We start from the raw sequence: 23517 nt of genomic DNA on the forward strand, positions 1-23517 counted from the left end.
GTGCCCGCTCGGAGGGTCGCGGGTCACCCGGCCGGGTGTTCGCGCTAGGTTCGGGCGCGTCCCCCTTGCGTTCCCTCCCGCCGCGTCGTTGCTCCCCGCGTCGTCGCCCGGCGGTCCGTCCCTGGAGGCTCCGTGTCCCGCCAACGCGTCCGTGCGGTCGGCATCGCCGGCCTGCTGGCCGTCGTGCTCAGCGCGTGCGGCTCCGCGGCCGAGCCCGAGCTGACCGCCGCCCCCGACACGTCGCAGGGCGCGGTGCTCGCGCCCACGACCACGCCGCCCCCGCCGACCTCCTCGGCCGTGCCGACTCCCGCTCCGACCAGCACGGCGACGCCGAAGCCGACCACGAAGAAGACGACCCCGAACGCCGCCCGCCAGGCCGCGGCCGCCTCGTCCGGCGTCGCCTGGGTGCCCGCGGGCGGCGACGAGTTCAACGGCGGTTCCCTCGACAAGGGCACCTGGGGCGCCTACGCCTCCAAGGGTGCGTTCGGCAACGGCACGCGCAGCCCCGACGCGGTGTCCGTGGTGGACGGTGCGCTCACGATCACCGCCCGCCCCGGCGACGGCGGGGTCTCCGGCGGCGTCGGCCACTCGAAGGGGCAGCTGTACGGGCGCTGGGAGTTCCGCGCGCGGACGGACAAGGGGCGCGGCTGGGGCTCGGCGATCCTGCTCTGGCCGGACTCGGAGAAGTGGCCGGACGACGGCGAGCTGGACATGATGGAGGTCCCCGGCGAGAACCGGGACCTGGCGCACACGATCATCCACTACGGAGGGTCGGCCAACAAGACGTTCGGCGACGCCACCAAGGGCGACTTCTCGCAGTGGCACACGTTCGCGTTCGAGTGGCTCCCGGACCGGCTGACCGCCTACATCGACGGCAGGAAGACGTTCGAGACCACCGACAAGGCGATGATCCCGACCACGCCGATGCACGCCACCATCCAGCTCGACCAGGGCCCGGCCAAGGACTGGCTCGCGGCGCCGGACGAGACGACCCCGGCCGAGACCCGGCTGCAGGTGGACTACATGCGGGTCTCGTCGCTGCCCGGGCAGGCCGCCTGACCGGTCCTGTCGGTGCCGTCGGGTAGACAGGTGCCGTGACGATCGCCGCCCCCGACACGGGCCTCGCGCCCGCGGTGCTGGCGCGCGCCCTCGGGCTGCCGCCGCCCACCGAGGAGCAGGCCGCGGTGATCGCCGCGCCGCCCGAGTCCGCGCTGGTCGTGGCCGGGGCCGGCGCGGGCAAGACGGAGACGATGGCGGCCCGTGTCGTCTGGCTGGTGGCCACCGGGCAGGTGCTGCCCGAGCAGGTCCTCGGGCTTACGTTCACCCGCAAGGCCGCCCAGCAGCTCGGCACGCGCGTCCGCTCGCGGCTGCGCCGCCTCGCCGGCTCCCCGCTGCTCGACGAGCTGGACCCGGGCGGCGGCCGGCGCGCGGCCCTGCTGGCGGGCGAGCCGACCGTCGCGACCTATCACGCCTACGCCGGCCGGCTCGTCGCCGAGCACGCGCTGCGGCTGCCCGCGGAGCCGGCGTCGCGGCTGCTGGGCGAGACGGCGGCGTGGCAGCTCGCGCACCGCGTCGTCTCGTCGTGGGCGGCGGACCTCGAGGTCGACCGGGTGCCGGCCACGGTCACGGGCTACCTGCTGGCGCTGGCCGGGGAGCTGGGGGAGCACCTCGTCGAGCCGGAGCGGTTGCGCTCCTTCACCTCCGGCCTGCTCGCGGTGATGGAGAACGCGCCGCCGGGCAAGCGTCAGCGGGCCGAGCCGTCGCAGAAGTACCGGGACCGGATGGGGGCGCAGCGGCTGCGCGCCGAGCTGCTCCCGCTGGTCGAGGAGTACGCGCGGCGCAAGTCCGCCGAGCGCGCCATGGACTTCTCCGACCAGCTCGCGATCGCCGCGCGGGTCGCGGAGGCCCGGCCCGAGGTCGGTGCGATCGAGCGGGCGCAGTACCGGGCCGTGCTGCTCGACGAGTACCAGGACACCGGGCACGCCCAGCGCGTCCTGCTCCGCGCGCTCTTCGGCCGGATCCCGGGCGAGCCCGCGCGCGAGGAGCCGCTGGCGGTCACCGCGGTCGGCGACCCCTGCCAGTCCATCTACGGCTGGCGCGGGGCGAGCGCGGGGAACCTCACCCGGTTCCGCACCGACTTCCCGCGGCCAGGTGGCGAGCCCGCCCGCGAGTACGGGCTGCTCACGAGCTTCCGCAACCCCGCCGAGGTGCTGGACCTGGCCAACGCCGTGTCCGAGCCGCTGCGCACCGCACCGGACTCGGTGGCCGTCGGCGCGCTGCGGCCCGGCCCCAAGGCCGTGCCCGGCGAGGTGCGGGTGGCCCTGCACCCCGACGTCGTCACCGAGGTCGACTGGGTGGCCGACGGCATCGCCGCCCACTGGCGGGCCCGCGACGCGGCCGGGGAGGGCCCGCCGACCTCGGCGGTGCTGGTCCGCCGCCGCGGCGACATGGACGCCCTGGCCGCCGCGCTGCGCGCCCGCGGGCTGCCGGTGGAGGTCGTCGGGCTGGGCGGGCTGCTCGACACCCCGGAGGTCCGCGACCTGGTCAGCGCGCTGCGGATCGTCGCGGACCCGTTGGCCGGGCCCGCGGCGGTCCGGCTGCTGACCGGCGCCCGTTGGCGGCTCGGCGTGAGCGACCTGGCCGCGCTGTGGGCGCGGGCCCGGGAGCTGGTGCCGCCGCTGCCGTCGCGCCCCGGGCCGCTGCCGCCGGCCGAGCTCGCGCTGGGCGCGCTGCCGGGGGAGCAGGCCGAGCAGGCGGGCCTGGTCGACGCGCTGGACGACCCGGGCGAGCCCGAGCGCTACTCCCCGGCCGGGTACGCGCGGATCACCCGGCTCGCCCGCGAGCTGTCCTGGCTGCGGTCGCGGGCGTCGGCGCCGCTCACCGACCTGGTGGCCGACGTCGAGCGGGTCCTGCTGCTCGATGTCGAGACCGCCGCCCGGCCCGGTCCCGCCGGCCGCGCGCACCTCGACGCGTTCGCGGACGTCGTCGCCGACTTCGCGACCGGTGCCGAGGTGGCGAGCCTGCCCGCCCTGCTCGACTACCTCGAGACCGCCGAAAAAGCCGAGGACGGGCTGTCCCCGGGCGAGGTCGAGGTGGCCGAGGACCGCGTGCAGATCCTCACCGTGCACGCCGCGAAGGGCCTCGAGTGGGAGGTCGTGGCGGTACCGCACGTGGTCGCCCAGGTGTTCCCCGGGCGGCGCATGTCCGGCACCTGGCTCACCGGCGTGGCCGAGCTGCCCGTCCCGCTCCGGGGGGACGCGGACGACCTGCCCGGGCTGTACCTGCCGCCGGGTCCGGACCGCAAGCAGGTGGAGCTGGCGCTCGACGAGCACGACGCCGCCCTCGAGGAGCGCCGGAAGACCGAGGAGCGGCGGCTGTTCTACGTGGCGCTCACCCGTTCCGAGCACGTCCTGCTCTGCTCCGGCCACCACTGGGGTGCCACGGGCTCGAAGCCGCGCGGACCGTCGCCGTTCCTGCAGGAACTGCGTGCGATCGCCGAGCCCGAGGTGTGGGCGGAGCCGCCGGAGGAGGGCGCCGAGAACCCGGTGCTCGCCGAGCAGGTCACCGCCGAGTGGCCCGCGAACCCGCTCGGCCCGCGGGCCGGCGCGGTGCACGAGGGCGCCGACCTGGTCCGCGAGGCGATCCGCACGCAGGAGCGGGCGCGCCGGGCCGAGCGGCGCCGGGCCCGCGAGACCGACCAGCTGAGCTTCGACATCGAGCCCGAGCCGGTGGAGGAACCGGACCCGGAGGGCTGGGCGGCGGACGTCGACGTACTGCTGGCCGAGCGCGCCGCCGGGATCGCCCGCCCGTCGGTCGCGCTCCCCGGGCACGTGTCGGTCAGCCAGCTCGTCGAGCTCGCGGCCGATGCGGACGCGTTCGCCGCGGGGCTGCGCCGCCCGCTGCCGTTGCCGCCGAACCCGCACGCCCGCCGCGGCACCGCGTTCCACGCCTGGCTGGAGCAGCGGTTCGGAGCGGAACGCCTGCTCGACATCGACGAGCTGCCCGGTGCCGCGGACGAGGGGGCGAGCGAGTCGTCCGACGCCGAGCTGACCGAGCTCCAGGAGGCGTTCCTCGCCTCGGAGTGGGCGGACCGGGTGCCGGTGGAGGCCGAGGTGTCGTTCGAGACGGTGCTGGCCGGGGTCGCGGTCCGCGGCCGGATGGACGCCGTGTTCGCCGACCCGGACGGCGGGTTCACGGTCGTCGACTGGAAGACGGGGGCGGTGCCGGACGAGTCGCGCCGGCACGCGGTCGGGGTGCAGCTCGCGGTGTACCGGTTGGCCTGGGCGGCGCTGGCGGAGGTGCCGCCGGAGAAGGTGCGGGCGGCGTTCCACTACGTGCGCGAGGGCGTCACCCTCCGCCCCGCCGACCTCGAGACCGCCGAGGAGCTGCACGCCATGATCCGCGGCATTCCGGAGAGCCCCTGAGCATCAGGGAACCATGACGCCCGAAAACGCGGCTCCACAAAGCAGTATGGAACCATAATGCGATCCAGGTGCCCCCGGAATCGCATTATGGTTCCATAGTGCGTGCCTAGTGCTGGACGGCCTTCTCCACACCCACACCGGTGAGCGAGCGGACCTCCATCTCCGCGTACTTCTCCTTGTTCGCCTTGTCCTTCGACAGCACCGTGCCGAGGTAGCCGAGCAGGAAGGACGCCGGGATCGAGATCAAGCCCGGGTTGTCGAGCGGGAACCAGTGGAAGTCCACGCCCTGCAGCATCGAGTTGCTGCGCCCGGTCGCCGGGTCGACCGGCTTCCCGGACACGACCGGCGAGAAGATGATCAACACCAGGGTGATGGTGAGCCCGCCGTAGATGCTCCACAGCGCGCCGTTGGTGTTGAACCTCTTCCAGAACAGCGAGTAGAGGATCGTCGGCAGGTTCGCCGAGGCCGCGACGGCGAAGGCGAGTGCCACGAGGAAGGCGATGTTCTGGCCGTTGGCCAGGATGCCGCCGAGGATCGCGACGATGCCGATCACGACCGCCGTCCGGCGGGCGATCTTGACCTCGGTGTGCTGCTCGTCCTGCACCTGGCCGTGCTTGATCACGTTGATGTAGATGTCGTGCGCGAACGACGCCGACGCCGTGATCGTGAGTCCGGCGACCACCGCGAGGATCGTCGCGAAGGCGACGGCCGCGATCAGGCCCAGCAGAACCGTGCCGCCGAGCTCGTAGGCCAGCAGCGGGGCCGCGGAGTTGGCCGCACCGGGCGCCTTCTTGATCGCGTCCGGCCCGACGATGGCGCCGGCGCCGTACCCGAGGACCAGGGTGAACAGGTAGAAGATGCCGATGAGCCAGATCGCCCAGGTCACCGAGCGGCGGGCCTCCTTGGCCGTGGGCACGGTGTAGAAGCGCATCAGGATGTGCGGCAGGCCCGCGGTGCCGAGCACGAGCGCCAGGCCGAGCGAGATGAAGTCGAGCCGCGTGGTGCCGCTCTTGCCGTACTGGGCGCCCGGGGCGAGCAGCTTCTCGCCTGCCGAGCCCACGTGCGCGACGGCGTCGCCCATCAGCGCGGACAGGTTGAAGCCGGAGAGCGCGAGCACCCACAGCGTCATCACGCCGGCGCCGACGATCAGCAGCACCGCCTTGATGATCTGCACCCAGGTCGTGCCGCGCATGCCGCCGATCAACACGTAGGCGATCATCAGGGCGCCGACGATCGCGATGACGATCGACTGCCCGGTCTTCGACTTGACGTCCAGCAGCAGCGCGACGAGACCGCCGGCGCCGGCCATCTGGGCCAGCAGGTAGAAGAACGAGACGGCGAGCGTGGAGGTCGCGGCCGCGGCGCGGACCGGGCGCTGGCGCATCCGGAAGGCCAGGACGTCGCCCATCGTGTACCGGCCGGTGTTGCGCAGCAGCTCCGCGACGAGCAGCAGGGCCACCAGCCACGCGACGAGGAAGCCGATCGAGTAGAGGAAGCCGTCGTAGCCGTAGAGGGCGATGGCGCCCGCGATGCCGAGGAACGACGCGGCCGACAGGTAGTCGCCGGAGATCGCGATGCCGTTCTGCGGGCCGGAGAAGCCGCCGCCCGCGGTGTAGAAGTCGCTGGCCCCGCTCGACGCCTTCTTGCTCACGCGGATGACGATCGCGAGCGTGATGATCACGAAGATTGCGAAGATGCTGATGTTGAGCAGCGGGCTGGAGCCCTCCACGCCGCCCTGCGCGAGGAACCTCATCGGCCGGCCCCCTCGATCTCCTCGCGGATCGCCTGCGAGTGCGGGTCGAACTTCTTGTCCGCCCACTTCACGTACCAGGTCGTGATCGCGAAGGTGGAGACGAACTGCAGCAGGCCGAAGACCAGGCCGACGTTGATGTTCCCGACGAGCTTGATCGCCATGAACCCGGCCGCGTAGCTGGCCAGCACCACGTACAGCAGGTACCAGGCGAGGAAGGCCGCGGTGAGCGGGAAGACGAAGCTGCGCAGCCGGTGGCGCAGGGCCTGGAACTCGGTGCTCTGCTGGACCGTTGTCCAGTCGGGGTGGGCCGTGGTGCCTCCCGCCGGGCTCTCGCCGGCCGGGGGCCCGGACTCGGTGGTGCTCACGGTGCCTCCTCGCACTGTGGGGTGTCGTGCTGCGTCGGACCCGGACGGACCGGGTCGTACCGGGCACAGCACAACCGAGTACCCAACGGGGGCGGAAGTAACGCACGACACACCGCGGGCCCGGACGACCAACGGCCGACGAACGGTCGGAATCCGCGACGAACGGTCCGGTGTTCAGGTTCGTTCGTCCAGGTGCAGCCGCAGCATCGCGGTCTCGGCACCCGGCAGCGGACGGTCGCGGCGGGACACCGCGACCATCGTGAGGAACGCGAGGGGCACGGAGAAGAGCGCCGGCTGCCCGAGCAGGAGCGCCACGAGTCCGGGGTCCGGCCGCGCGAGCAGCCCCAGCGCCATCACCCCGGCCGACGACGCCAGCCCCACCGCCATCCCCACGAACGCGCCCCGCGCCGTCAGGCCCCGCCACCAGATGCCGAGCACCAGCATCGGGCAGAAGGTCGACGCGGCCACCGCGAACGCCGAGGTCACGACGGCGCCGACGTCGATCCGCACGGCGGGCAGGGCCAGCAGCACGATCACCCCCGCGGCGAGCAGCGCGGTCAGCCGCAGCCGCCGCAACGAGCCCGGCAGCAGGTCGTGCGCGAGCGCCCCGGCCAGCGCGAGCAGCAGGCCGAGCGAGGTGGCGAGGAACGCGGCGAAGGCGCCCGCGGTGAGCAGCGCCGTGAACACCGCGCCGGTGGTGCCGCCGTCCACGCGCGAGGGCAGCGCGACGACGGCGGTGTCGGTCGCCCCGGACAGGTACAGCTCCGGCAGCAGCACCCCGCCGAGCAGCCCGTAGACCACGGTGAAGACGTAGAAGGAGCCGAGCAGCCCGACGGTGATCGCGGCGGTCCGGCGGGCGGCGCGGCCGTCCGGGCTGGTGTGGAACCGCACGATGACGTGCGGGAGCCCCATCGTGCCCAGGGCCGTGGCGACCAGGATCGACCAGGTGGCGAGCAGCGGGTGGCCGTTGCCGCCGTCGAGCAGGGGGTGCTGCCAGGTGTCGCTGCCGGGCAGCGCCGCGCCCGCGATCTCCGGCACCGCCGCGCCCTCGGGGAACACCCAGGTCGCGTCCCCCGGAGCGACGTGCTCGCCCGGCTCCAGCCGCGCCGGGACGCCGTCGGCGAGGACCGTGACCGGTTCGCGGACCTGCAGCCGGGTGTCCAGCCGGAAGGTCACCTCGGTGGGCCGCGGGAAGGCGGCGTACTCGGCGGGCCGCAGCGCCTCCGCGCGGGTCCCGGCGCCGACCGCCACGACCAGCCAGATCGCCGGGACGATGAACAGCAGCAGCTTGAGCACGAACTGGAAGGCCTGCACGTAGGTCGCGGCGCGCATCCCGCCGAGGGCGAGCGTGATGCTGACCGCCGCGCCCGCGACCACGATCCCGACCCAGTGCGGCACGCCGCTGACCAGCGTGAGGACCTGGCCGGCGGCGGTGAACTGCGGCACCAGGTAGAGCCCGGCGATCACCAGCACCACCAGGGCGCTGAACCGGCGCAGGCCCGGCGAGCCGAGTCGCGCCTCGGCGAAGTCCGGCACGGTCAGCGCCCCGGTGCGGCGCATCGGCGCCGCGACCAGGACCAGCATCAGCAGGTAGCCGGCGGTGAACCCGACCGGGTACCAGAGCGCCCCCACCCCGTTCTTGACGACGAGCCCGGCGGTGCCCAGGAACGACGCCGCCGACAGGTACTCCCCGGAGACGGCGGCGGCGTTCAGCGTGGGGGAGACCCGCCGGGACGCGACGAGGAAGTCCGAGGTGGAGCGCAGGGCCGCGACGCCGCGCGCCCCGATCAGCAGTGTCGCCAGCACGACCGGGACGACGGCGAACGCGGTCACCGGGCCCGCGACCCCGCGTCGCCCCGCTCGGTCCCGTCCTCGGTGCGCTCCGCCCGGCGCAGCTGCCAGTGCGCCAGTCCCGCGAGCACCGGGTAGGGCAGCAGCGCGACGGCGATCCAGACGACCGGGACGGGCCCGAGCCGCAACTCCACCGGCACCACGCCGAGCAGCACGGGCAGACCGACCAGCAGCAGCGCGGCGGCGGCGAGCGTGCTCGCGGCGATCCGCAGCTGTCGGCGCCGGATCCGGGCGGCCGCGCGCAGCTCCTCGCCGGTCAGCGAGCGCGGCACCGCCGAGACGCCCCGGCGCGCGGCGAGCGCCACCCGGGTCTGCGGGCTGGTCACGGCGACCCGCCGCTGCCGGCTCACCGCCGCACCCCCGGCCCCGCCGCCCCGAGCCACGGCAGCCCCGACACCTCGAGCGTTGCGGCCCGGGTCCTCGCAGCCCCGCTCACCGCGGCCGGCCCGGCGAGAAGTCGCCGCGCGTGGCGGCTTCGAGCAGCCGTTCCCGCAGCTCACGGGCGTGCCGGCGGCTCACCGGGACGTCGCCGGCGTCCGTATGGGCAAGCAGCCCGCCGCCGGCGTCGCTGCGCAGCTCCTGCACCGCGTGGACCGCGAGCAGGAAGCTGCGGTGCACCCGCACGTACCCGACGCCGGACCAGTGCTCCTCCAGCCGCGAGATCGGCATCCGCACGAGGTGCGAGCCGCCGCGCGTGTGCAGCCGGACGTAGTCGCCCTGGGCCTCGGCGAACCGGACGTCGTCCCGCCGGACGTACCGGGTCCGCCCGCCGAGCTCGACCGACACCGCGGCCAGCTCGTCGACGGCCGGGACGGGCGGGGCGGGGTCCGTCGCCCGTGCGACCCGCAGCACCCGGGCGAGGGTGGCGTCGAGCCGCTCGGCCGCGACCGGTTTGAGCAGGTAGTCGAGGGCGCCGACGCCGTAGGCCGAGACGGCGTGCTCCTCGAACGCCGTGACGAACACGATCTCCGGCGGGTCGGTCATCCGGGACAGCAGCGAGGCGAGCTCCAGCCCGTCCATCCCCGGCATGGAGATGTCGAGGAAGGCGGCGTCGAACCGGCGGGCCTGCAGCAGCTTCAGCGCCGTGAGCGCGTCGCCGGCCGGCACGACCTCCTCGACGCACCGGGACGCCGCGAGGAGCCGGGTCAGCTCGGCCAGGGCCGGGGCGACGTCGTCGACCGCCAGGACCCGCAGACGTGCCCCGTTCGCCCTGGTGTTCACTCCGCCGTTCATGACGCGACCACACCCGGCTGGAAGCGCGGCACCCGCATGACCACCCGGGTGCCCGCGCCGAGCGCGGTCTCGATGACCAGCCCGTACTGCGGCCCGTACACCGCGCGCAGCCGGCGGTCCACGTTGGTCAGCGCCAGCCCGTCGCCCGGGCCCGCCCCGGCGAGCACCGCGCGGGCCACCTCGGGGTCCATGCCGGGCCCGTCGTCCTCGATCGCGATCACGCACTCCGATCCCTGGGCCTCGCCGCTGACCTGCACGGACCCGCCCTCGTTGCGGCGCTCGACGCCGTGCTGCACCGCGTTCTCCACCAGCGGCTGCAGGGCGAGGAAGGGCAGCGCGACGGGCAGCACCTCCGGTGCGATCCGCACCTGCACCCGCAGCCGGTCACCGAGCACCGCGCGGGCCAGCGCCAGGTAGGCCTCGACGGCCCGGAACTCACCGGCGAGCGTGGTGTAGTCGCCGCGGCGGGCCACCGAGTGCCGGATGTACTCGGCGAAGTCGAGGATCAGGTCGCGGGCCCGGTCCGGGTCGCTGTCGACGAACGAGCCGATCGTGGTCAGCGCGTTGTAGACGAAGTGCGGGGAGATCTCCGCGCGCAACGCCCGCAGCTCGGCCTCCTCGGCGGCGGTCGCCGAGGCCTCGAGCCGGCCCCGTTCGAGCGCCTCCGCGACCCAGTCCGCGGCCCGCCGCGCGGCCGGGCGCGGGACGTCGCCGCACACCGCCAGCACGCCGGCGGGCTCGCCGCGGACCTGCAGCGGCAGCACCACGGTGGTCCCGCGGGCGGCCCGGTGCCCGTCCCGGCGCGCCTGCTCGACCAGCTCGTCGGCCTGCGGGTCGGGCCGCCCGGCCCAGGCCGGCTCCCCGTGCAGGTCCGCCAGCCCGACGGCGTCGGCGCGGAGCAGCGCACGCAGCCGGCGGGCCGCCCGGGCGACCGGATCGGGACCGAGGTCGCCGGGCCGCGCGGCGAGGCCGCCGCGCAGGTCCGCGGCGATGGCCGAGCCGGCCGCGAGGACCTCCGTGGCGTCCGTGGTCCCGCCCCCGGACCGGCGGAACAGCCGTCGTCGGCGCGCGACGGGGGCGTCCTCGGTCACCACGCGCACAGCCTAGGGTGCGGCCCTGCGCAGGGCACGGCCGTCGCGGGTGCGGGACCTCCGTGATCACCGCCCGCTAGCGTGTGCCGGCGTGAGCGGACGCATCGTGCTGTTCGGCGCCACCGGCTACACGGGCGGGCGCACCGCGGAGGCGCTGGTCGGCCGGGGCGTGCGGCCGGTGCTGGCCGGGCGGGACGCCGCGCGGCTGGCGGCGCTCGGCGAGCGCCTCGGCTGCCCGACGGCGACCGCCGACGTCACCGACGTCGCCTCCGTCGGCGGGCTCGTCGGCCCGGACGACGTGCTGGTCACGACCGTCGGCCCGTTCGCCCGCCTCGGCGGGGCCGCGCTCGCCGCGGCGGTGTCCGCCGGGGCGACCTACCTGGACTCGACCGGCGAGCCGCCGTTCGTCCGCGAGGTCTTCGAGCTGCAGGGGCCGGCCGCCGAGCGTTCCGGCGCCCGGCTGCTCACGGCGTTCGGCCACGACTACGTGCCGGGTGTGCTGGCCGGGGCGCTCGCCCTGCGCGAGGCGGGGGAGCGGGCCGCGCGGGTCGACGTCGGCTACTTCCTGTCCGGCCGCGGGCGCTGGTTCTCGCGCGGCACCGTCACGTCGTTGATCGGGATCGCGGGCTCGCCCGGACACACGCTCCGGCACGGCGCGGTCCGGACGGAGAACGCCGGCGCCCGCCTGCGTACCTACGAGGTGGACGGCCGGCCGCGGCCCGGGGTGTCGATCGGCGGCGTCGAGCAGTTCGCGCTGCCGCGGCTGCAGCCGGGCCTGCGGACGGTCGACGTCCACCTCGGCTGGTTCGGTGCACTCAGCAGCGCGGTGCACGCCACGAGCAGGCTGCCGGCCCCGCCGGCACCGCTGCTGGGCGTCCTCGGGGTGCTCGCCGGGCGGCTCCCCCGCGACCCCTCGGCGGAGGCGCTGGCGGGCTGCCGCTCGCACGTCGTCGCCGAGGTGTTCGACGACTACGGCACCCTCCTCGCCCGCACCTGCCTCACCGCGCCCGACCCCTATGCCCTCACCGCCGACCTGCTCGCGTGGGGTGCGGCCCGCGCGCTCTCGCACGGCGTCACCGGCACGGGGGCACTCGACCCGGTGGGTGCCTTCGGGCTCGACACGCTCCGGGAAGGCGCGGCGTCCGCAGGTCTCACCTCCCCGTGAGCGCCTACTGCCCCTAGAGGGTCACCCGGCACTCACGACCCCCGCCGAACTGCGCGAACTCAGCCCCGGGCCACCCGCAGCGCCCAGAGCACGAGCGGCACCTGCAGCGGGAGCCGGCCGTAGGCGATCGCGCGCTGCCGCACGGGCTCGTCCGACCGGTCCAGCGCCATCTGCACGTTGGCCGGGAACACCGCCACGAACAGCGCCGCCGCGGCGTACCCGCCGAGCCGACGGGTGCGTGGCACCGCCACCGCCGCCGCGACCGCGCCCTCCGCCACACCCGACGCGTAGGTCCAGAACCGCCGGGTTCCGGGCAGCTGCGGCGGGACGATCGCGTCGAAGAACTCGGGGGCGACGGCGTGCGCCACGGCGGCCGTGCCGAGCAGCGCCGCCAAGGGCCGGGACAGGTTCATGCCCGGCATGATCGCAAGCGGGCCGGCTGAGCCGTGGCCCGCGCCCACCGCCCGGCCCGGGGGCGCTAGTCTCCGCGCGATGCGTGATCGGCCCCGCCGCCCGCCCGTCGATCCGCAGGTGATCGGCGCCCTCCGCATGCCCGACAACCCCGAGGGTCCGCTGGTCGCGCTCCTCAAGCGGGTGGCCGTCGCCTTCGGGGCGCTGCTCGCCGCCGCCTTGATCGTCTACTTCGGCCGCGCCGGGTACGTCGACAACAACGGCGAGGGCGACATCTCGTTCAACGACGCCCTCTACTACGCCACGGTCTCGCTCTCCACGACGGGCTACGGCGACATCGTCCCCTACACCGCGACCGCGCGGCTGCTCACCACCGTGGTGATCACGCCGCTGCGGTTGCTGTTCCTGATCGTCCTCGTCGGAACGACCGTCGAGCTGCTCACCGAACGCTCCCGGCAGTCGTTCCGGATCCAGCGCTGGAGGTCACGCGTGCGCGACCACACCGTCGTCATCGGGTACGGGACGAAGGGCCGAGCCGCCGTCGAGACGCTGCTCGGCGACGGCGTCGAACCGGAGCACATCGTGGTGGTCGACACCGACCGCACGCAGCTCGACGCCGCCTCGGCCCTCGGTCTCGTCACCGTGACGGGAAACGCCACCCGGTCGGCGGTGCTGCGCATCGCGGGCGCCCACCAGGCGTCGGCCATCGTGGTGGCCACGAACCGGGACGACACCGCCGTCCTCGTCACCCTGACCGCACGCGAGATGGCACCGAAGACGCGCATCGTGGTCGCGGTCCGGGAGTCGGAGAACGTCCACCTGCTCCGGCAGTCCGGCGCCGACTCGGTGATCGTCTCCGCCGAGACGGCGGGCCGGCTGCTGGGCGTCGCGACCCGGACGCCCAGCGTCGTCGAGGTCGTCGAGGACCTGTTGACGCCGGAGGCGGGGTTCGCGATCAGCGAGCGCGAGGTCGAGCAGGACGAGGTGGGCGGCTCGCCGCGGCACCTCGCCGACATCGTGCTGGGCGTGGTGCGCAACGAGGAGCTGTACCGGGTCGACGCCTCCGCCGTCGACGCCCTCGAGCGCGGCGACCGGCTCCTCTACGTCCGCAAGGCCACCCTCGCCGACGAGGGCTGAGCCTGCCGTAGGGTCGCGGACCGTGCGCCTCGCGACCTGGAACGTGAACTCGGCGAAGTCGCGGCTGCCGCGGCTGCTGCCGTGGCTGGACGAGCGGGCCCCGGACGTCGTCTGCCTGCAGGAGACCAAGCTCTCCGACGCCGACTGGGCCGCCGAGTTCGACGGCCCGCTGGCCGAGCGGGGCTACGAGGTCGCCCACCACGGACAGGGCCGGTGGAACGGGGTGGCGCTGCTGTCCCGCGTCGGGCTCGCGGACGTGGTGCGCGGGCTGCCCGAGGAACCGACCTTCGACTCGGACGCCCCCGACGCCCGGGCGGTCAGCGCCACCTGCGGCGGCCTGCGGGTGACCTCGGTCTACGTGCCCAACGGCCGCACCCCGGACGACCCGCACTACGGCTACAAGCTGCGCTGGCTGGAGGCCCTGCGGCACATGGTGGCGGCGGGCGACACCACGCACACCGTGGTGGCCGGCGACATGAACATCGCCCCCACGGACGCCGACGTCTGGGACCCCGACCTGTTCGTCGGCTCCACCCACGTGACCCCCCCGGAGCGGGAGGCGCTCGGCGCGCTGCAGGCGGCCGGGCTGGCCGACGTCGTGCGGGACCGGTGGCCCGGCGAGCGCGTGTTCTCCTACTGGGACTACCGCGCCGGCCGCTTCCACAAGGACATGGGGATGCGGATCGACCTGGTGCTGTGCGGCGCCGACCCGGCGGGCCGGACGAAGGCGGCCTGGATCGACCGCAAGGCGCGGAAGGGTTCCGGCCCCAGCGACCACGCCCCCGTGATGGTCGACCTCGACGAGGCGCCGGACGGGGACATCGGGCCGGTCGTGCCGCCGCCGTCGACGCCCGCGAAGCTCAAGCATCACTGAGCGGAGCTCGCGGAGCGAACGTCGGCGCTGAGCGGAGCTCGCGGAGCGAACGTCGGCGCTGAGCGGAGCTCGCGGAGCGAACGTCGGCACTAAGCGGAGCTCGCGGAGCGAACGTCGGCACTGAGCGGAGCTCGCGCAGCGGACGTCGGCGCTGAGCGGCGCGTGCGGAGCGGACGTCGGCCGTGAGCGGCGCGTGCGGAGCGGACGTCGGCGCTGAGCGGCGCGTGCGGAGGGGACATCGGCCCTGAGCGGAGCGCGCCGAGCGGAGCGCGCATCGTGCACTGAGGACGGGACGGCGGCGTACTTCTCCCCGTCGCGGGTAGCCGCCCCGCATGACGGCTGTCCTGGAACCGACCCGCACGCTCACCCTCACCGACCCGCGCACCGGCGAGGCCCACGAGCCGGTGCCCGTCGCCGGCGAGCAGGAGGTCCGGGCCGCGCTGGCCGCCGCCCGCGCGGCCGCGCCGGGCTGGGCGCGCACCGCCCCCGCCGAACGGGCCGCGGCCGTCCGGGCCGCCGCCGACGCCGTCCGCGCGGCCGCGGACGAGCTCGCCGAGCTGAACACCCGGGAGACCGGCAAGACCCCGGACGACTCCCGCGGCGGCGTCGAGGCCGGCATCGGCACCCTGGAGCAGTACGCGCAGCTCGGGCCGCTGCACCGCGGCCGCAGCCTGCAGGGCGGGTGGGGCGCGACGGACCTGATGGTGCACGCGCCGCGCGGCGTCGTCGCCGTCCTGACCCCGTGGAACGACCCGGTGGCGGTGGCCGCCGGCCTGCTCGGCGCCGCGCTCGTGACCGGGAACACCGTGGTGCACAAGCCGAGCGAGCGCTGCCCGCGCACCGGGCGGCGGTTCGCCGAGCTGCTCGCGGCGCACCTGCCCGACGGCGTCCTGCAGATCCTCGACGGCGACGGGCCGGTCGGGGAGGCGCTCGCGGGCTCGCCGGAGGTCGACGTCGTCGCACACGTCGGGAGCACGGCCACCGGGCGCGCCATCGCCGCGGCGTGTGCGCGCACCGGCGCGAAGGCGCTGCTGGAGAACGGCGGCAACGACCCGCTGATCGTCGACGCCGGCGTCGACCCCCTGTGGGCCGCCGAGCAGGCGGCGCTGGGCTCGTTCGCCAACGCCGGGCAGATCTGCGTGTCGGTGGAGCGGATCTACGTGCTCACCGAGGTCGCGGAGCCCTTCCTCGAGGCGCTGGTCGCCGAGGCCGGGAAGTGGGCCGACCGGATCGGTCCGCTGGTCGACGAGCGCCAGCGCGAGCAGGTGCACGCGCACGTCCGCGAGGCGGTCGACGACGGCGCGCGCCTGCGCGCGGGCGGCGAGCTGCCGGCCGGGCCCGGCTCGTTCTACCCGCCGACCGTGCTGAGCGGGTGCACGCCGGGGATGGCCGTGCTGGCCGAGGAGACGTTCGGGCCGGTCGCGCCCGTGCGCGAGGTGCCGGACCTCGACACCGCGCTGCGTGAGGCGGCCGCGGACCGCTACGGCCTCGCCGCGACCGTGCTCACCCCGGACATGGAGCACGCCCAGCGGGCCTGGCGGGAGCTCCCGGTGGGCACGGTGAAGGTGAACGCGGTGTTCGGCGGAGCCCCCGGCGGGGCGGCCGAGCCGCGCGGCGCCAGCGGGCAGGGCTTCGGGTACGGGCCGGAGCTGCTCGACGAGATGACGACGACGACCGTCGTCCACCTGGCCCCGGCGCCGCGGTGAGTACCCCTCGGCGGATTCCCTCAATCGGCGGAGTCGACGACGGCCGGGTGAACCACTCGAACGGGCTGTGCGCGGTTGCGGCCGGCCGCCACGCCCCGATACTCGGCCGCGTGACCAGCACATCTCGGGGAAACGTGATGACCACCCGGCTCACCCGCGCGGCGGCCGGCACCGTGCTCGCGGCACTCGCGTTGACGGGCGCCGCCGCCTGCGGGTCGGGGTCCGACCAGGCACCGCCCGCACCTACCGGGAGCGCTGCTCCGGCCCCGGGCGGTGCGACGCCCGCACCGGGCGGGCAGGCGTCCGATGCGACCCGGGAGGCCTTCGGTCAGGCCAACCAGGGCGCGCTCGGCCTCGTCGCGCTCGGCGGGCTCGGCACGGACAAGGGCGTCGGCGACCAGGTCACGGGCCTCGCGCCGGACCTGACGTCGCAGGGCCAGGCCCTGCTCGACCAGGTCAAGCAGGCCGCGTCGGCGCAGGGGGTGGCCCTCGGCGACCAGCTCGACGCCCAGCAGCAGGCCCTGATCGCCGACCTCCAGGCGCGGAACGGGCAGCCCTTCGACGCCGCGTGGCTGCAGGCGGCGCAGTCCGCCCTGCAGCAGGCCCGCGACGCGGCCGACGCAGTGCTCAACGACCCCAACGCGTCGGCCGACGCCAAGGCCGCGGCCCAGCAGGCGCTCGCCCAGCTCGACGCGCTGGCCGCGAAGATCTCGGCCGCCTCGTCGTCCGCCGGCGCCTCCACGCCGGGGTCGGTGAACGCCGGCAGCGGCGGGCAGGCCGCCGGCTCCGACGACGTCCTGCCGGTCGTCCTCGCCGGGTCCGGCCTGGTGCTGCTCGGCGCCGCCGGTGCCGCCGGCGTCCGCGCGCGGCGATCGCGCGCCTGACCGTGCGCCTGCGCGCACCCGACCCCACGGCCGGTGACCCGCTGACCAGCGGGGCACCGGCCGGGGGTGTGTCGTCGCCCCCGGACGCCGCTGCCGGGGAAGACGCCGCGCCGGCGGATCCCGATGGCCGGGCACTCTCGGGGGTCGCACCGGGTCCGCGCCGGCGGTGGGCGCCCGTCCTGCTCGCGGTGGCGGGTGCGGCGCTGCTCGTCGCGGCGACGGTGCTCGTCCTCGAGCGGGAGCCCGCCGTGACCGCGCAGCCCGTCGGCGTCGTGCCCGCCCGTACCGCGCCGTTCGGGCCGGCGAAGTCCCGCGATCTGCGGCCGGGCGCCCCGCCGAAGCTCCGCACGGGCGGCACCGTCCCGGTCCGTCTCGACCTGCCGGCCCGCACGGCCACTGCGCCGGTCGTGCCGGTCGGCACCGGGCCCGGCGGGGCCCTCGTCGTCCCCGACCCGCCGCAGACCGTCGGGTGGTGGGAGCCCGGCGCGCTCGCCGGCTCCGGGACCGGCACCGTCGTGATCGCGGGGCACGTGGACTCGCGGGTCGCCGGGATCGGGATCCTCGCCGTCCTCCCCGAACTGGCCGTCGGCGAACCGGTGGTCCTGACCGGCGACGACGGGCGCGCGGTCCGCTACCGGGTCGCCGCGCGGCGGGAGTTCGGGAAGGCCGCCCTGCCCGCCGACACCTTCGCCCGCACCGGTCCGCCGCGCCTGGTGCTCGTGACCTGCGGCGGCCGCTTCGACCCGGCCACGAGGTCGTACGAGGACAACATCGTCGTGTACGCCGAACCCGTCTGACCGCCGAACCCCCGGGCACGAGCGGTGTGGTGACGACGCCGCGGGCGGCAATCCGTTCCCGCCGGTGGAGCCGGGAATATCCCGGGTGGCCGTGTCGTACGGTTGTCGCGTGAGCGCAGCCGCCGAAGCACCCGAGTTCGCCGCCGTCCGGACCGCCGCCCAGCGCGCGGCCGCGGCCGCCCCGGGAGTGCGGGCGGCGGGTGGTGCCGCGGTCGACGCCGCGCTGCGCACCGCGGCCGGGCTGCTCCGCGAGGAGTCCGCCGCGCTGCTGGCGGCGAACGCCAAGGACGTCGACGCGGCCACCGCGAACGGCATGGCCGGCGGGCTGCTCGACCGGCTCCGGCTCACCCCGGAGCGGCTCGCCGACATGGCGACGCAGCTCGAGGTGCTGGCCGGGACCCCGGAGCCGCCGGTGGAGCGGTTCGTGCGGAACCTGCCCTCAGGCGAGCGCGTGTTCGAGCGCAGCATCCCGGTCGGCGTGATCGGCGCGGTGTTCGAGGCCCGCCCGAACGTGACGATCGACGTCGCCTCCCAGGTCCTCAAGGCCCGCAGCGCCGCCGTCCTGCGCACCGGCTCCGCCGCGCTGGGCAGCGCGACCGCCCTGCTCGAGAAGGTCGTGGCGCCCGCCCTCACCGCGCACGGCATCCCGGCCGACGCGGTGCAGCTCGTCCCGCTGCCGGGGCACGCCGGCGCCGAGGCGCTGGTCGGGCTGCCGGACCTGGTGCCGCTCGTCGTGGTGCGGGGGAGCGGCGAGGTCACGCGCAAGCTGTCGATGCTGGGCGCGGCCGCGGGCACCCGCGTGCTCGCGCACGCCGACGGCGGTGGCGTGCTGTACCTGGACTCTTCGGCCGAGGAGACCGTCGTCGAGCGACTGGTGCACGACTCGACCGACCGCCTCGGGGTCTGCAACCGGCTGAACCTGCTGCTCATCGATCGGCCGGCCTACGAGAAGCTGCTGCCCGTCGCGGAGAAGGTGCTCCGGGACCGCGGGATCGCGCTGAGCCTGCCGCCGCACACGCACGCCCTCGGCCACGAGTGGGCGCTCGACTCCGGCAACGAGGCGCACGTGACGGTCGCGCCCGTCGACGGCGCGGTCGACGCCGCGCTGACCGCCGCGCGCGAGACGTCCGGGCTGGCCGCCTGCGTGTGCGCTGCCGACGAGGCCGTCGCCCACCGCTTCATCGACGCCTACACCGGCACCGGGGTGTTCTGGAACAGCCCGACCCGGCTGCTCGACGGCTACAAGCTGCTCGGCGTCCCCGAGACCGGTATCAACGTCGACCACACCCCCGGCCCCCGCGGCCCGGTCACCTACCCCGACCTGGCCCTCCGCCAGTTCGTGGTGCTCCCCCCGGCGTAGCCGGACTTGATCTCCCGATCACCCGGCAAGTCGCGGGTTCGTACATCCGCCCAGGTCGGCAGGGGTCGTGAGTGGCAACTGCCGCTAGAGGGGCAGTTGCCGCTCACGGGGAACGTCGATCGCGCGACACCCCCTGAGGGAGTGCCGCGCGAGACGGGTTGCGGGGCGGGTCGGTGCGCTGTCAGTGCGCGGTCAGTGCGCCCAGGCGTGCTCGTGGCCGTGGGACGAGTGGTCGTCCCAGTCGCTGCCGTGGTCCTTGTCGTGGTCCTGGTCGTGGTCCCAGTCGTCGCCGCCGTGGCCGTGGTGGTCCCGGTCCATGTCCCACTCGTGGCAGCCGCCGTGGTCGTCGTGGCCGTGGCCCTTGTCGTGGTCGTGGTCCCGGTCCTTGTCGTGGTCCCGGTCCTCGTGACCGTCGTGGTCCCACTTGCCGTCGTGGTCGTTGTGGTGCTTCTCGTCGTACTTGCTGTTCCAGCCGGACATCGGGAGCTCCTCGGGGGGCGTCGGGCGGGGGATCCGGGGCGGTTCCTCCGATGCCGGGAACTCTGCCGGTCAGCGGCCCGCGGAACGATCGTGTGCGCCCCCGCTCGCGATGATCACCACCCCACTTCCCGCCGGGGGACAACCCCACGCGGGCGGACGGCGCGGGGAGCCGATCGTCCGGCGGATTGTCGGGGTGCGGGGATAGGGTCGGGACGTGTCAGCTCCCGAACTCCACCGGGCCACGCTCCCCAACGGCCTGCGCGTGCTCCTCGCGCCCGACCCGGCCACCCCGGTCGTCGGCGTCGCGGTGCACGTCGACGTCGGCTTCCGGTCCGAGCCCGAGGGGCGCACCGGCTTCGCCCACCTCTTCGAGCACCTGATGTTCCAGGGCAGCGAGAGCCTGGCGAAGCTGGAGCACTTCCGGCAGGTCCAGGGCGCGGGCGGGGTGTTCAACGGCTCGACCCACCAGGACTACACCGACTACTTCGAGGTCCTGCCCGGCGCCGCGCTCGAACGCGCGCTGTTCCTCGAGGCGGACCGGCTGCGGGCCCCGAAGCTCACGGAGGAGAACCTCCGCAACCAGGTGGACGTGGTCAAGGAGGAGATCCGGCTCAACGTCCTGAACCGGCCCTACGGCGGGTTCCCCTGGATCCTGCTGCCGCCCGTCCTCTACGACACCTTCCCCAACGCGCACAACGGCTACGGCGACTTCACCGAGCTCGAGCAGGCCACGCTGGACGACGCGGCGTCCTTCTTCGACACCTACTACGCCCCGGGCAACGCGCAGGTCACCGTGCACGGCGACTTCGCGGCCGCCGGCGGGGTGGACGAGGTGCTGGCGCTGGTCGAGAAGCACTTCGGCGACATCCCCGCCCGGCCGGCGCCCGAGCGGCCGTCGTTCGGCGAGCCGGTCCCGGGCTCCGAGCGCCGCGGCACGGTGGCCGACGCGCACGCCCCGATGCCCGCGCTGGCCGTCGGCTACCGGGTGCCGGACCCGTCGACGGAGCTCGACGCGTACCTGGGTCACGCCCTGCTCGCCTCCGTCCTCGGCGACGGCGAGGCCGCCCGGCTGCAGCGCCGCCTCGTGCACGCGGACGGCCTGGTCACGGACGTCGGCGCCAGCAACGGGCTGATGGGCGGCCCGCTCGACGCGCGGGACCCGGACACGTTCACGATCACCGCCGTGCACCCGGGCGCCGTCGACCCGGAGCGGGTGCTCGGCGCGATCGACGAGGAGCTGGACAAGCTGGCGGCCGAGGGCCCGAGCGCCGAGGAGCTGGCCCGCCAGTCCGCGCGCTGGGCCGCCTCCCTGCACCACGAGGACGACCGGGTGATGTACCGGATGCTCGGCCTCGGCGCCCGCGAGCTGCTCTACGGGCGCGCCGAGATCGCGCAGGAGCTGCCCGCGCGCATCGCCGCCGTCACGCCGGAGCAGGTCCGGGCCGCCGCCGAGTCCCTGCGCTCGGCCGGTCGTGCCGTGCTGCTGGTCGAGCCGACCGCGGGCGCCGTGCCGGGCAGCGAGGACCCCGCCGAACTGGCGAACCCCGAGGAGGCCGGCGCATGAGCGCGCCCACCACGCACCGCAGCGCCGAGGAGATCGGCCGCACCCTGGCGGGCCCGCGCCCGCTGCCCCCGCTGGGTGCCACACGCGAGGTCCCGCTGCCCGAGGTGGTCACCGAGACGCTCCCGTCCGGGCTGCGCGTGCTGGCCGTGCACCGGCCGGGCGTGCCGATGGTCGAGATGCGGCTGCGCGTGCCGTTCGCCGCGCCCGGCTCCGTCGCGGACCCGGCGTTCACCGCGCGCGCCGAGCTCCTGTCGTCGGCCATGCTCACCGGCACCGCCACCCACGACCGGGTGGGGATCGACGACGAGCTGGCCGGCGTCGGCGCCGAGCTCGGCGTGGCCGTCGACCCGGAGCGGCTGCTGGTGCACGGCTCGGGGCTGGCGGAGGGCCTGCCGACGGTGCTCGACGTCCTCGCCGACGTGCTCACCGGCGCGACCTACCCCGAGCCCGAACTGCTGCGCGAGCGGGAGCGGCTCGTCGAGCGCATCTCCGTGGCCCGCGCGCAGCCCCGCACGGTGGCCCGTGAGGCGTTGCAGCGCAAGCGGTTCGGCGACCACCCGATCGCGCTGGAGATGCCCTCGGGCGAGGCGGTCGCGGCGGTCGACCCCGGCGAGGTGCGGGCGCTGCACGCGGAGGGCGTGATGCCGCGCGGCTCCACGCTCGTGCTGGTCGGCGAGCTCGACCCCGCCGAGGCGATCGCCGCCGTCGGGAAGGTCCTGGGCGGCTGGACGGGCGCGGCGCAGGCCCGCGAGCTGGGGCCGCCGCCGGTCACCGCGGCCGGCCCGCTGGAGCTGGTGCACCGCCCGGGCTCCGTGCAGTCGCAGCTGCGGCTCACCGCGCCGGCGCTGCGCCGGGACGAGGAGGGCTACGCGGCCTACCAGCTCGCCAACCTCGTGTTCGGCGGCTACTTCTCCTCCCGCTGGATGGAGAACGTCCGCGAGGACAAGGGCTACACCTACGGCGCCCACTCCGGCACCGAGTTCGTGCCCGGCGGGGCGGTGCTCGGCGTGGAGACGGACGTCGCGAGCGACGTCACCGCGGCCGCGCTGCTCGAGACCCGCTACGAGCTGGGGCGCATGGTCGCGGTGCCGCCCACCGCGGACGAGATCGAGGCGGCCCGGCGGTACGCCGTCGGCTCCCTGCTCATCTCGCTGGACAGCCAGGGCGGGCTCGCGTCCACCCTCGCCGCGCTCGACGCCGCCGGCCTGTCGATCGACTGGCTGCGCGAGCGGCCGGTGCGGCTGGAGGCGGTCACGCCCGAGCAGGTGGCCGAGGCGGCCCTCGAGTACTTCGCGCCGGAGCGGTTCACCGGCGTCGTCGTGGGCGACGCCGAGGTGATCGGCCCGCGGCTGCGCGCGCTGGGAGGCGTGGAATGACGTTCGAGCTGGTCACCCCGCCCGTCCTCTCCCGGGGCACGGTGGTGCGCGACGAACCGCTGCGGCTCGACGCGGACCGGCAGAAGGCCACGTGGCCGACCGCGCGCGTAGTCGTCGTCGACGAGAAGGGCCGCACGCCGGTCTCCTGGGACGCCGCGCCGCAGTCCCGCTTCCGTGAGGGCGACGCCGCGGGCTGGGACGCGGCCGCCGGCTCGGGTGCCGTCCTGCGCACCCGGCCCGCCGAGGACATCGCGCCGGCCCCGCCGGGGGACGCCGTGCTGCTCGGCGAGGCCCAGGGGGTCGCCTACTGGGCGGCCCGCGGCCGGCCGGACCTCGCGGCGGGGGACGACCCGGCGGACTGGGCGGACCTGCGGGCCGTCGGCGCGGAGCTCGACGCCCTCGGCGCGGGCCTGTTCACCGGTGCCGTCGCGGCCCTGAACTGGCACGACACCGCGCGCTTCTGCGCCCGGGACGGCTCGCCGACCCACCCGCACAACGCCGGCTGGGCCCGGCGCTGCGAGGCCCACCAGCACGAGGAGTACCCGCGCACCGACCCGGCGGTCATCTGCCTGGTGCACGACGGCGCCGACCGCGTCCTGCTCGCCCGCCAGCCGGTCTGGCCGCCGGGGCGGTACTCGGTGCTCGCCGGCTTCGTCGAGGCCGGGGAGTCGCTGGAGGCGTGCGTCATGCGCGAGATCCACGAGGAGGTGGGCGTCGAGGTCTCGAAGGTCGCCTACCTCGGCAGCCAGGCCTGGCCGTTCCCGCGGTCGCTGATGGTCGGGTTCCAGGCCGTCGCCGATCCGGACCGGCCGCTGCGGCCGGCCGACGGCGAGATCGAGGAGGCCATCTGGGTCACCCGCGAGGAGCTGCGCGCCGCGATGGACAAGGGCGACTGGGGCGCTCGGGACGAGTCGGACGGCAAGCTCGTCCTGCTCCCGGGCCGGGTGTCGATCGCCCGGTCGATGCTCGACTCGTGGGCGGCGCAGGCCTGAGCGGGCCGCACGGCGCCGAGAACGTCGCGACCCCGGCCGGACGGGTCCGGTCGG

At 75.5% G+C, this 23517-nt stretch carries 20 protein-coding genes; 12 read left to right on the forward strand and 8 right to left on the reverse strand.

Features of this window, described 5'->3' with window-relative positions; all coding sequences use genetic code 11:
* The first annotated feature begins 132 nt into the window (after positions 1 to 132).
* Complete coding sequence (locus tag PKE99_RS19915) at positions 133 to 1059, forward strand: glycoside hydrolase family 16 protein (RefSeq protein ID WP_051737046.1); 927 nt, start codon at positions 133 to 135, stop codon at positions 1057 to 1059.
* A gap of 35 nt (positions 1060 to 1094) precedes the next feature.
* Positions 1095 to 4424 carry an ATP-dependent helicase gene (locus tag PKE99_RS19920; protein WP_231498113.1) on the forward strand — a complete coding sequence of 1110 codons (3330 nt, stop codon included), beginning with the start codon at positions 1095 to 1097 and terminating at the stop codon, positions 4422 to 4424.
* A gap of 106 nt (positions 4425 to 4530) precedes the next feature.
* On the opposite strand, the gene PKE99_RS19925 is transcribed toward PKE99_RS19920, so the two are convergent.
* From PKE99_RS19925 to PKE99_RS19950, 6 genes are all read right to left on the reverse strand, one after another.
* On the reverse strand, positions 4531 to 6177 hold the full coding sequence (locus PKE99_RS19925; protein ID WP_037042813.1) for a monocarboxylic acid transporter: 1647 nt from the start codon (positions 6175 to 6177) through the stop codon (positions 4531 to 4533).
* Positions 6174 to 6542, reverse strand: a complete 369-nt coding sequence (locus PKE99_RS19930) for a DUF485 domain-containing protein (RefSeq protein WP_037042811.1) — start codon at positions 6540 to 6542, stop codon at positions 6174 to 6176. Before PKE99_RS19930 ends, PKE99_RS19925 begins: the two co-directional genes overlap by 4 nt.
* 174 nt (positions 6543 to 6716) lie before the next feature.
* On the reverse strand, positions 6717 to 8375 hold the full coding sequence (locus PKE99_RS19935; protein WP_037042808.1) for a sodium/solute symporter: 1659 nt from the start codon (positions 8373 to 8375) through the stop codon (positions 6717 to 6719).
* On the reverse strand, positions 8372 to 8743 hold the full coding sequence (locus tag PKE99_RS19940; protein WP_037043107.1) for a hypothetical protein: 372 nt from the start codon (positions 8741 to 8743) through the stop codon (positions 8372 to 8374). Before PKE99_RS19940 ends, PKE99_RS19935 begins: the two co-directional genes overlap by 4 nt.
* Positions 8744 to 8825: 82 nt before the next feature.
* Positions 8826 to 9626 (reverse strand): LytR/AlgR family response regulator transcription factor, encoded by an 801-nt coding sequence (locus tag PKE99_RS19945; RefSeq protein WP_051737045.1) that lies wholly within the window; start codon positions 9624 to 9626, stop codon positions 8826 to 8828.
* Positions 9623 to 10717 carry a sensor histidine kinase gene (locus PKE99_RS19950; protein WP_425566441.1) on the reverse strand — a complete coding sequence of 365 codons (1095 nt, stop codon included), beginning with the start codon at positions 10715 to 10717 and terminating at the stop codon, positions 9623 to 9625. Before PKE99_RS19950 ends, PKE99_RS19945 begins: the two co-directional genes overlap by 4 nt.
* Positions 10718 to 10808: 91 nt before the next feature.
* Here PKE99_RS19950 and PKE99_RS19955 point away from each other — a divergent pair, with 91 nt between their 5' ends.
* The gene (locus PKE99_RS19955) at positions 10809 to 11882 is read left to right on the forward strand and encodes a saccharopine dehydrogenase family protein (RefSeq protein ID WP_037042806.1); all 1074 of its coding nucleotides are present in this window, start codon (positions 10809 to 10811) and stop codon (positions 11880 to 11882) included.
* A 59-nt stretch (positions 11883 to 11941) separates the two neighbouring features.
* Here PKE99_RS19955 and PKE99_RS19960 read toward each other — a convergent pair whose 3' ends face one another.
* The gene (locus tag PKE99_RS19960) at positions 11942 to 12295 is read right to left on the reverse strand and encodes a DoxX family protein (protein ID WP_037043103.1); all 354 of its coding nucleotides are present in this window, start codon (positions 12293 to 12295) and stop codon (positions 11942 to 11944) included.
* Positions 12296 to 12374: 79 nt separating this feature from the next.
* On the opposite strand from PKE99_RS19960, the gene PKE99_RS19965 reads away from it, so the two are divergent.
* The 6 genes from PKE99_RS19965 to PKE99_RS19990 all read left to right on the forward strand — a co-directional run bounded on the left by PKE99_RS19965 (position 12375) and on the right by PKE99_RS19990 (position 19051).
* A complete protein-coding gene (locus PKE99_RS19965; protein ID WP_037042804.1) occupies positions 12375 to 13430 on the forward strand; it encodes a potassium channel family protein in 1056 nt (351 codons plus the stop codon).
* A 22-nt stretch (positions 13431 to 13452) separates the two neighbouring features.
* On the forward strand, positions 13453 to 14304 hold the full coding sequence (locus tag PKE99_RS19970) for an exodeoxyribonuclease III (protein ID WP_037042801.1): 852 nt from the start codon (positions 13453 to 13455) through the stop codon (positions 14302 to 14304).
* A 332-nt stretch (positions 14305 to 14636) separates the two neighbouring features.
* Complete coding sequence (locus PKE99_RS19975) at positions 14637 to 16010, forward strand: aldehyde dehydrogenase family protein (protein WP_037042798.1); 1374 nt, start codon at positions 14637 to 14639, stop codon at positions 16008 to 16010.
* A 137-nt stretch (positions 16011 to 16147) separates the two neighbouring features.
* Entirely contained in the window at positions 16148 to 16894 is a 747-nt protein-coding gene (locus PKE99_RS19980) for a DUF4142 domain-containing protein (RefSeq protein WP_037042795.1), read from the forward strand.
* A 188-nt stretch (positions 16895 to 17082) separates the two neighbouring features.
* A complete protein-coding gene (locus PKE99_RS19985; RefSeq protein ID WP_197040524.1) occupies positions 17083 to 17691 on the forward strand; it encodes a class F sortase in 609 nt (202 codons plus the stop codon).
* Between the two features lie 109 nt (positions 17692 to 17800).
* Positions 17801 to 19051: an aldehyde dehydrogenase family protein gene (locus PKE99_RS19990; protein WP_037042793.1), complete on the forward strand. Its 1251-nt coding sequence runs from the start codon at positions 17801 to 17803 to the stop codon at positions 19049 to 19051.
* A 192-nt stretch (positions 19052 to 19243) separates the two neighbouring features.
* On the opposite strand, the gene PKE99_RS19995 is transcribed toward PKE99_RS19990, so the two are convergent.
* Positions 19244 to 19531, reverse strand: coding sequence for a hypothetical protein (locus PKE99_RS19995; protein WP_051737043.1), 288 nt, complete (start codon positions 19529 to 19531; stop codon positions 19244 to 19246).
* 214 nt (positions 19532 to 19745) lie between these two features.
* On the opposite strand from PKE99_RS19995, the gene PKE99_RS20000 reads away from it, so the two are divergent.
* The 3 genes from PKE99_RS20000 to nudC are packed head-to-tail and all read left to right on the forward strand — an operon-like array spanning position 19746 to position 23463.
* On the forward strand, positions 19746 to 21095 hold the full coding sequence (locus tag PKE99_RS20000) for a M16 family metallopeptidase (protein ID WP_037042791.1): 1350 nt from the start codon (positions 19746 to 19748) through the stop codon (positions 21093 to 21095).
* On the forward strand, positions 21092 to 22471 hold the full coding sequence (locus PKE99_RS20005) for a M16 family metallopeptidase (RefSeq protein WP_037042788.1): 1380 nt from the start codon (positions 21092 to 21094) through the stop codon (positions 22469 to 22471). Before PKE99_RS20000 ends, PKE99_RS20005 begins: the two co-directional genes overlap by 4 nt.
* Positions 22468 to 23463 (forward strand): NAD(+) diphosphatase, encoded by a 996-nt coding sequence (gene nudC, locus PKE99_RS20010; protein ID WP_037042786.1) that lies wholly within the window; start codon positions 22468 to 22470, stop codon positions 23461 to 23463. Before PKE99_RS20005 ends, nudC begins: the two co-directional genes overlap by 4 nt.
* Positions 23464 to 23517: the final 54 nt, after the last annotated feature.

It is taken from the genome of Pseudonocardia halophobica, from assembly GCF_027922425.1.
Taxonomy (GTDB): domain Bacteria; phylum Actinomycetota; class Actinomycetes; order Mycobacteriales; family Pseudonocardiaceae; genus Pseudonocardia; species Pseudonocardia halophobica.

Bases quoted from the DNA above. Each gene is read 5' to 3' on its own strand.
- PKE99_RS19980 (WP_037042795.1), top strand. From the start codon at position 16,148: ATGACCACCCGGCTCACCCGCGCGGCGGCCGGCACCGTGCTCGCGGCA.
- PKE99_RS19960 (WP_037043103.1), bottom strand. From the start codon at position 12,295: ATGAACCTGTCCCGGCCCTTGGCGGCGCTGCTCGGCACGGCCGCCGTG.
- nudC (WP_037042786.1), top strand. From the start codon at position 22,468: ATGACGTTCGAGCTGGTCACCCCGCCCGTCCTCTCCCGGGGCACGGTG.
- PKE99_RS19945 (WP_051737045.1), bottom strand. From the start codon at position 9,626: ATGAACGGCGGAGTGAACACCAGGGCGAACGGGGCACGTCTGCGGGTC.
- PKE99_RS19975 (WP_037042798.1), top strand. From the start codon at position 14,637: ATGACGGCTGTCCTGGAACCGACCCGCACGCTCACCCTCACCGACCCG.
- PKE99_RS20005 (WP_037042788.1), top strand. From the start codon at position 21,092: ATGAGCGCGCCCACCACGCACCGCAGCGCCGAGGAGATCGGCCGCACC.
- PKE99_RS19925 (WP_037042813.1), bottom strand. From the start codon at position 6,177: ATGAGGTTCCTCGCGCAGGGCGGCGTGGAGGGCTCCAGCCCGCTGCTC.
- PKE99_RS19965 (WP_037042804.1), top strand. From the start codon at position 12,375: ATGCGTGATCGGCCCCGCCGCCCGCCCGTCGATCCGCAGGTGATCGGC.
- PKE99_RS19995 (WP_051737043.1), bottom strand. From the start codon at position 19,531: ATGTCCGGCTGGAACAGCAAGTACGACGAGAAGCACCACAACGACCAC.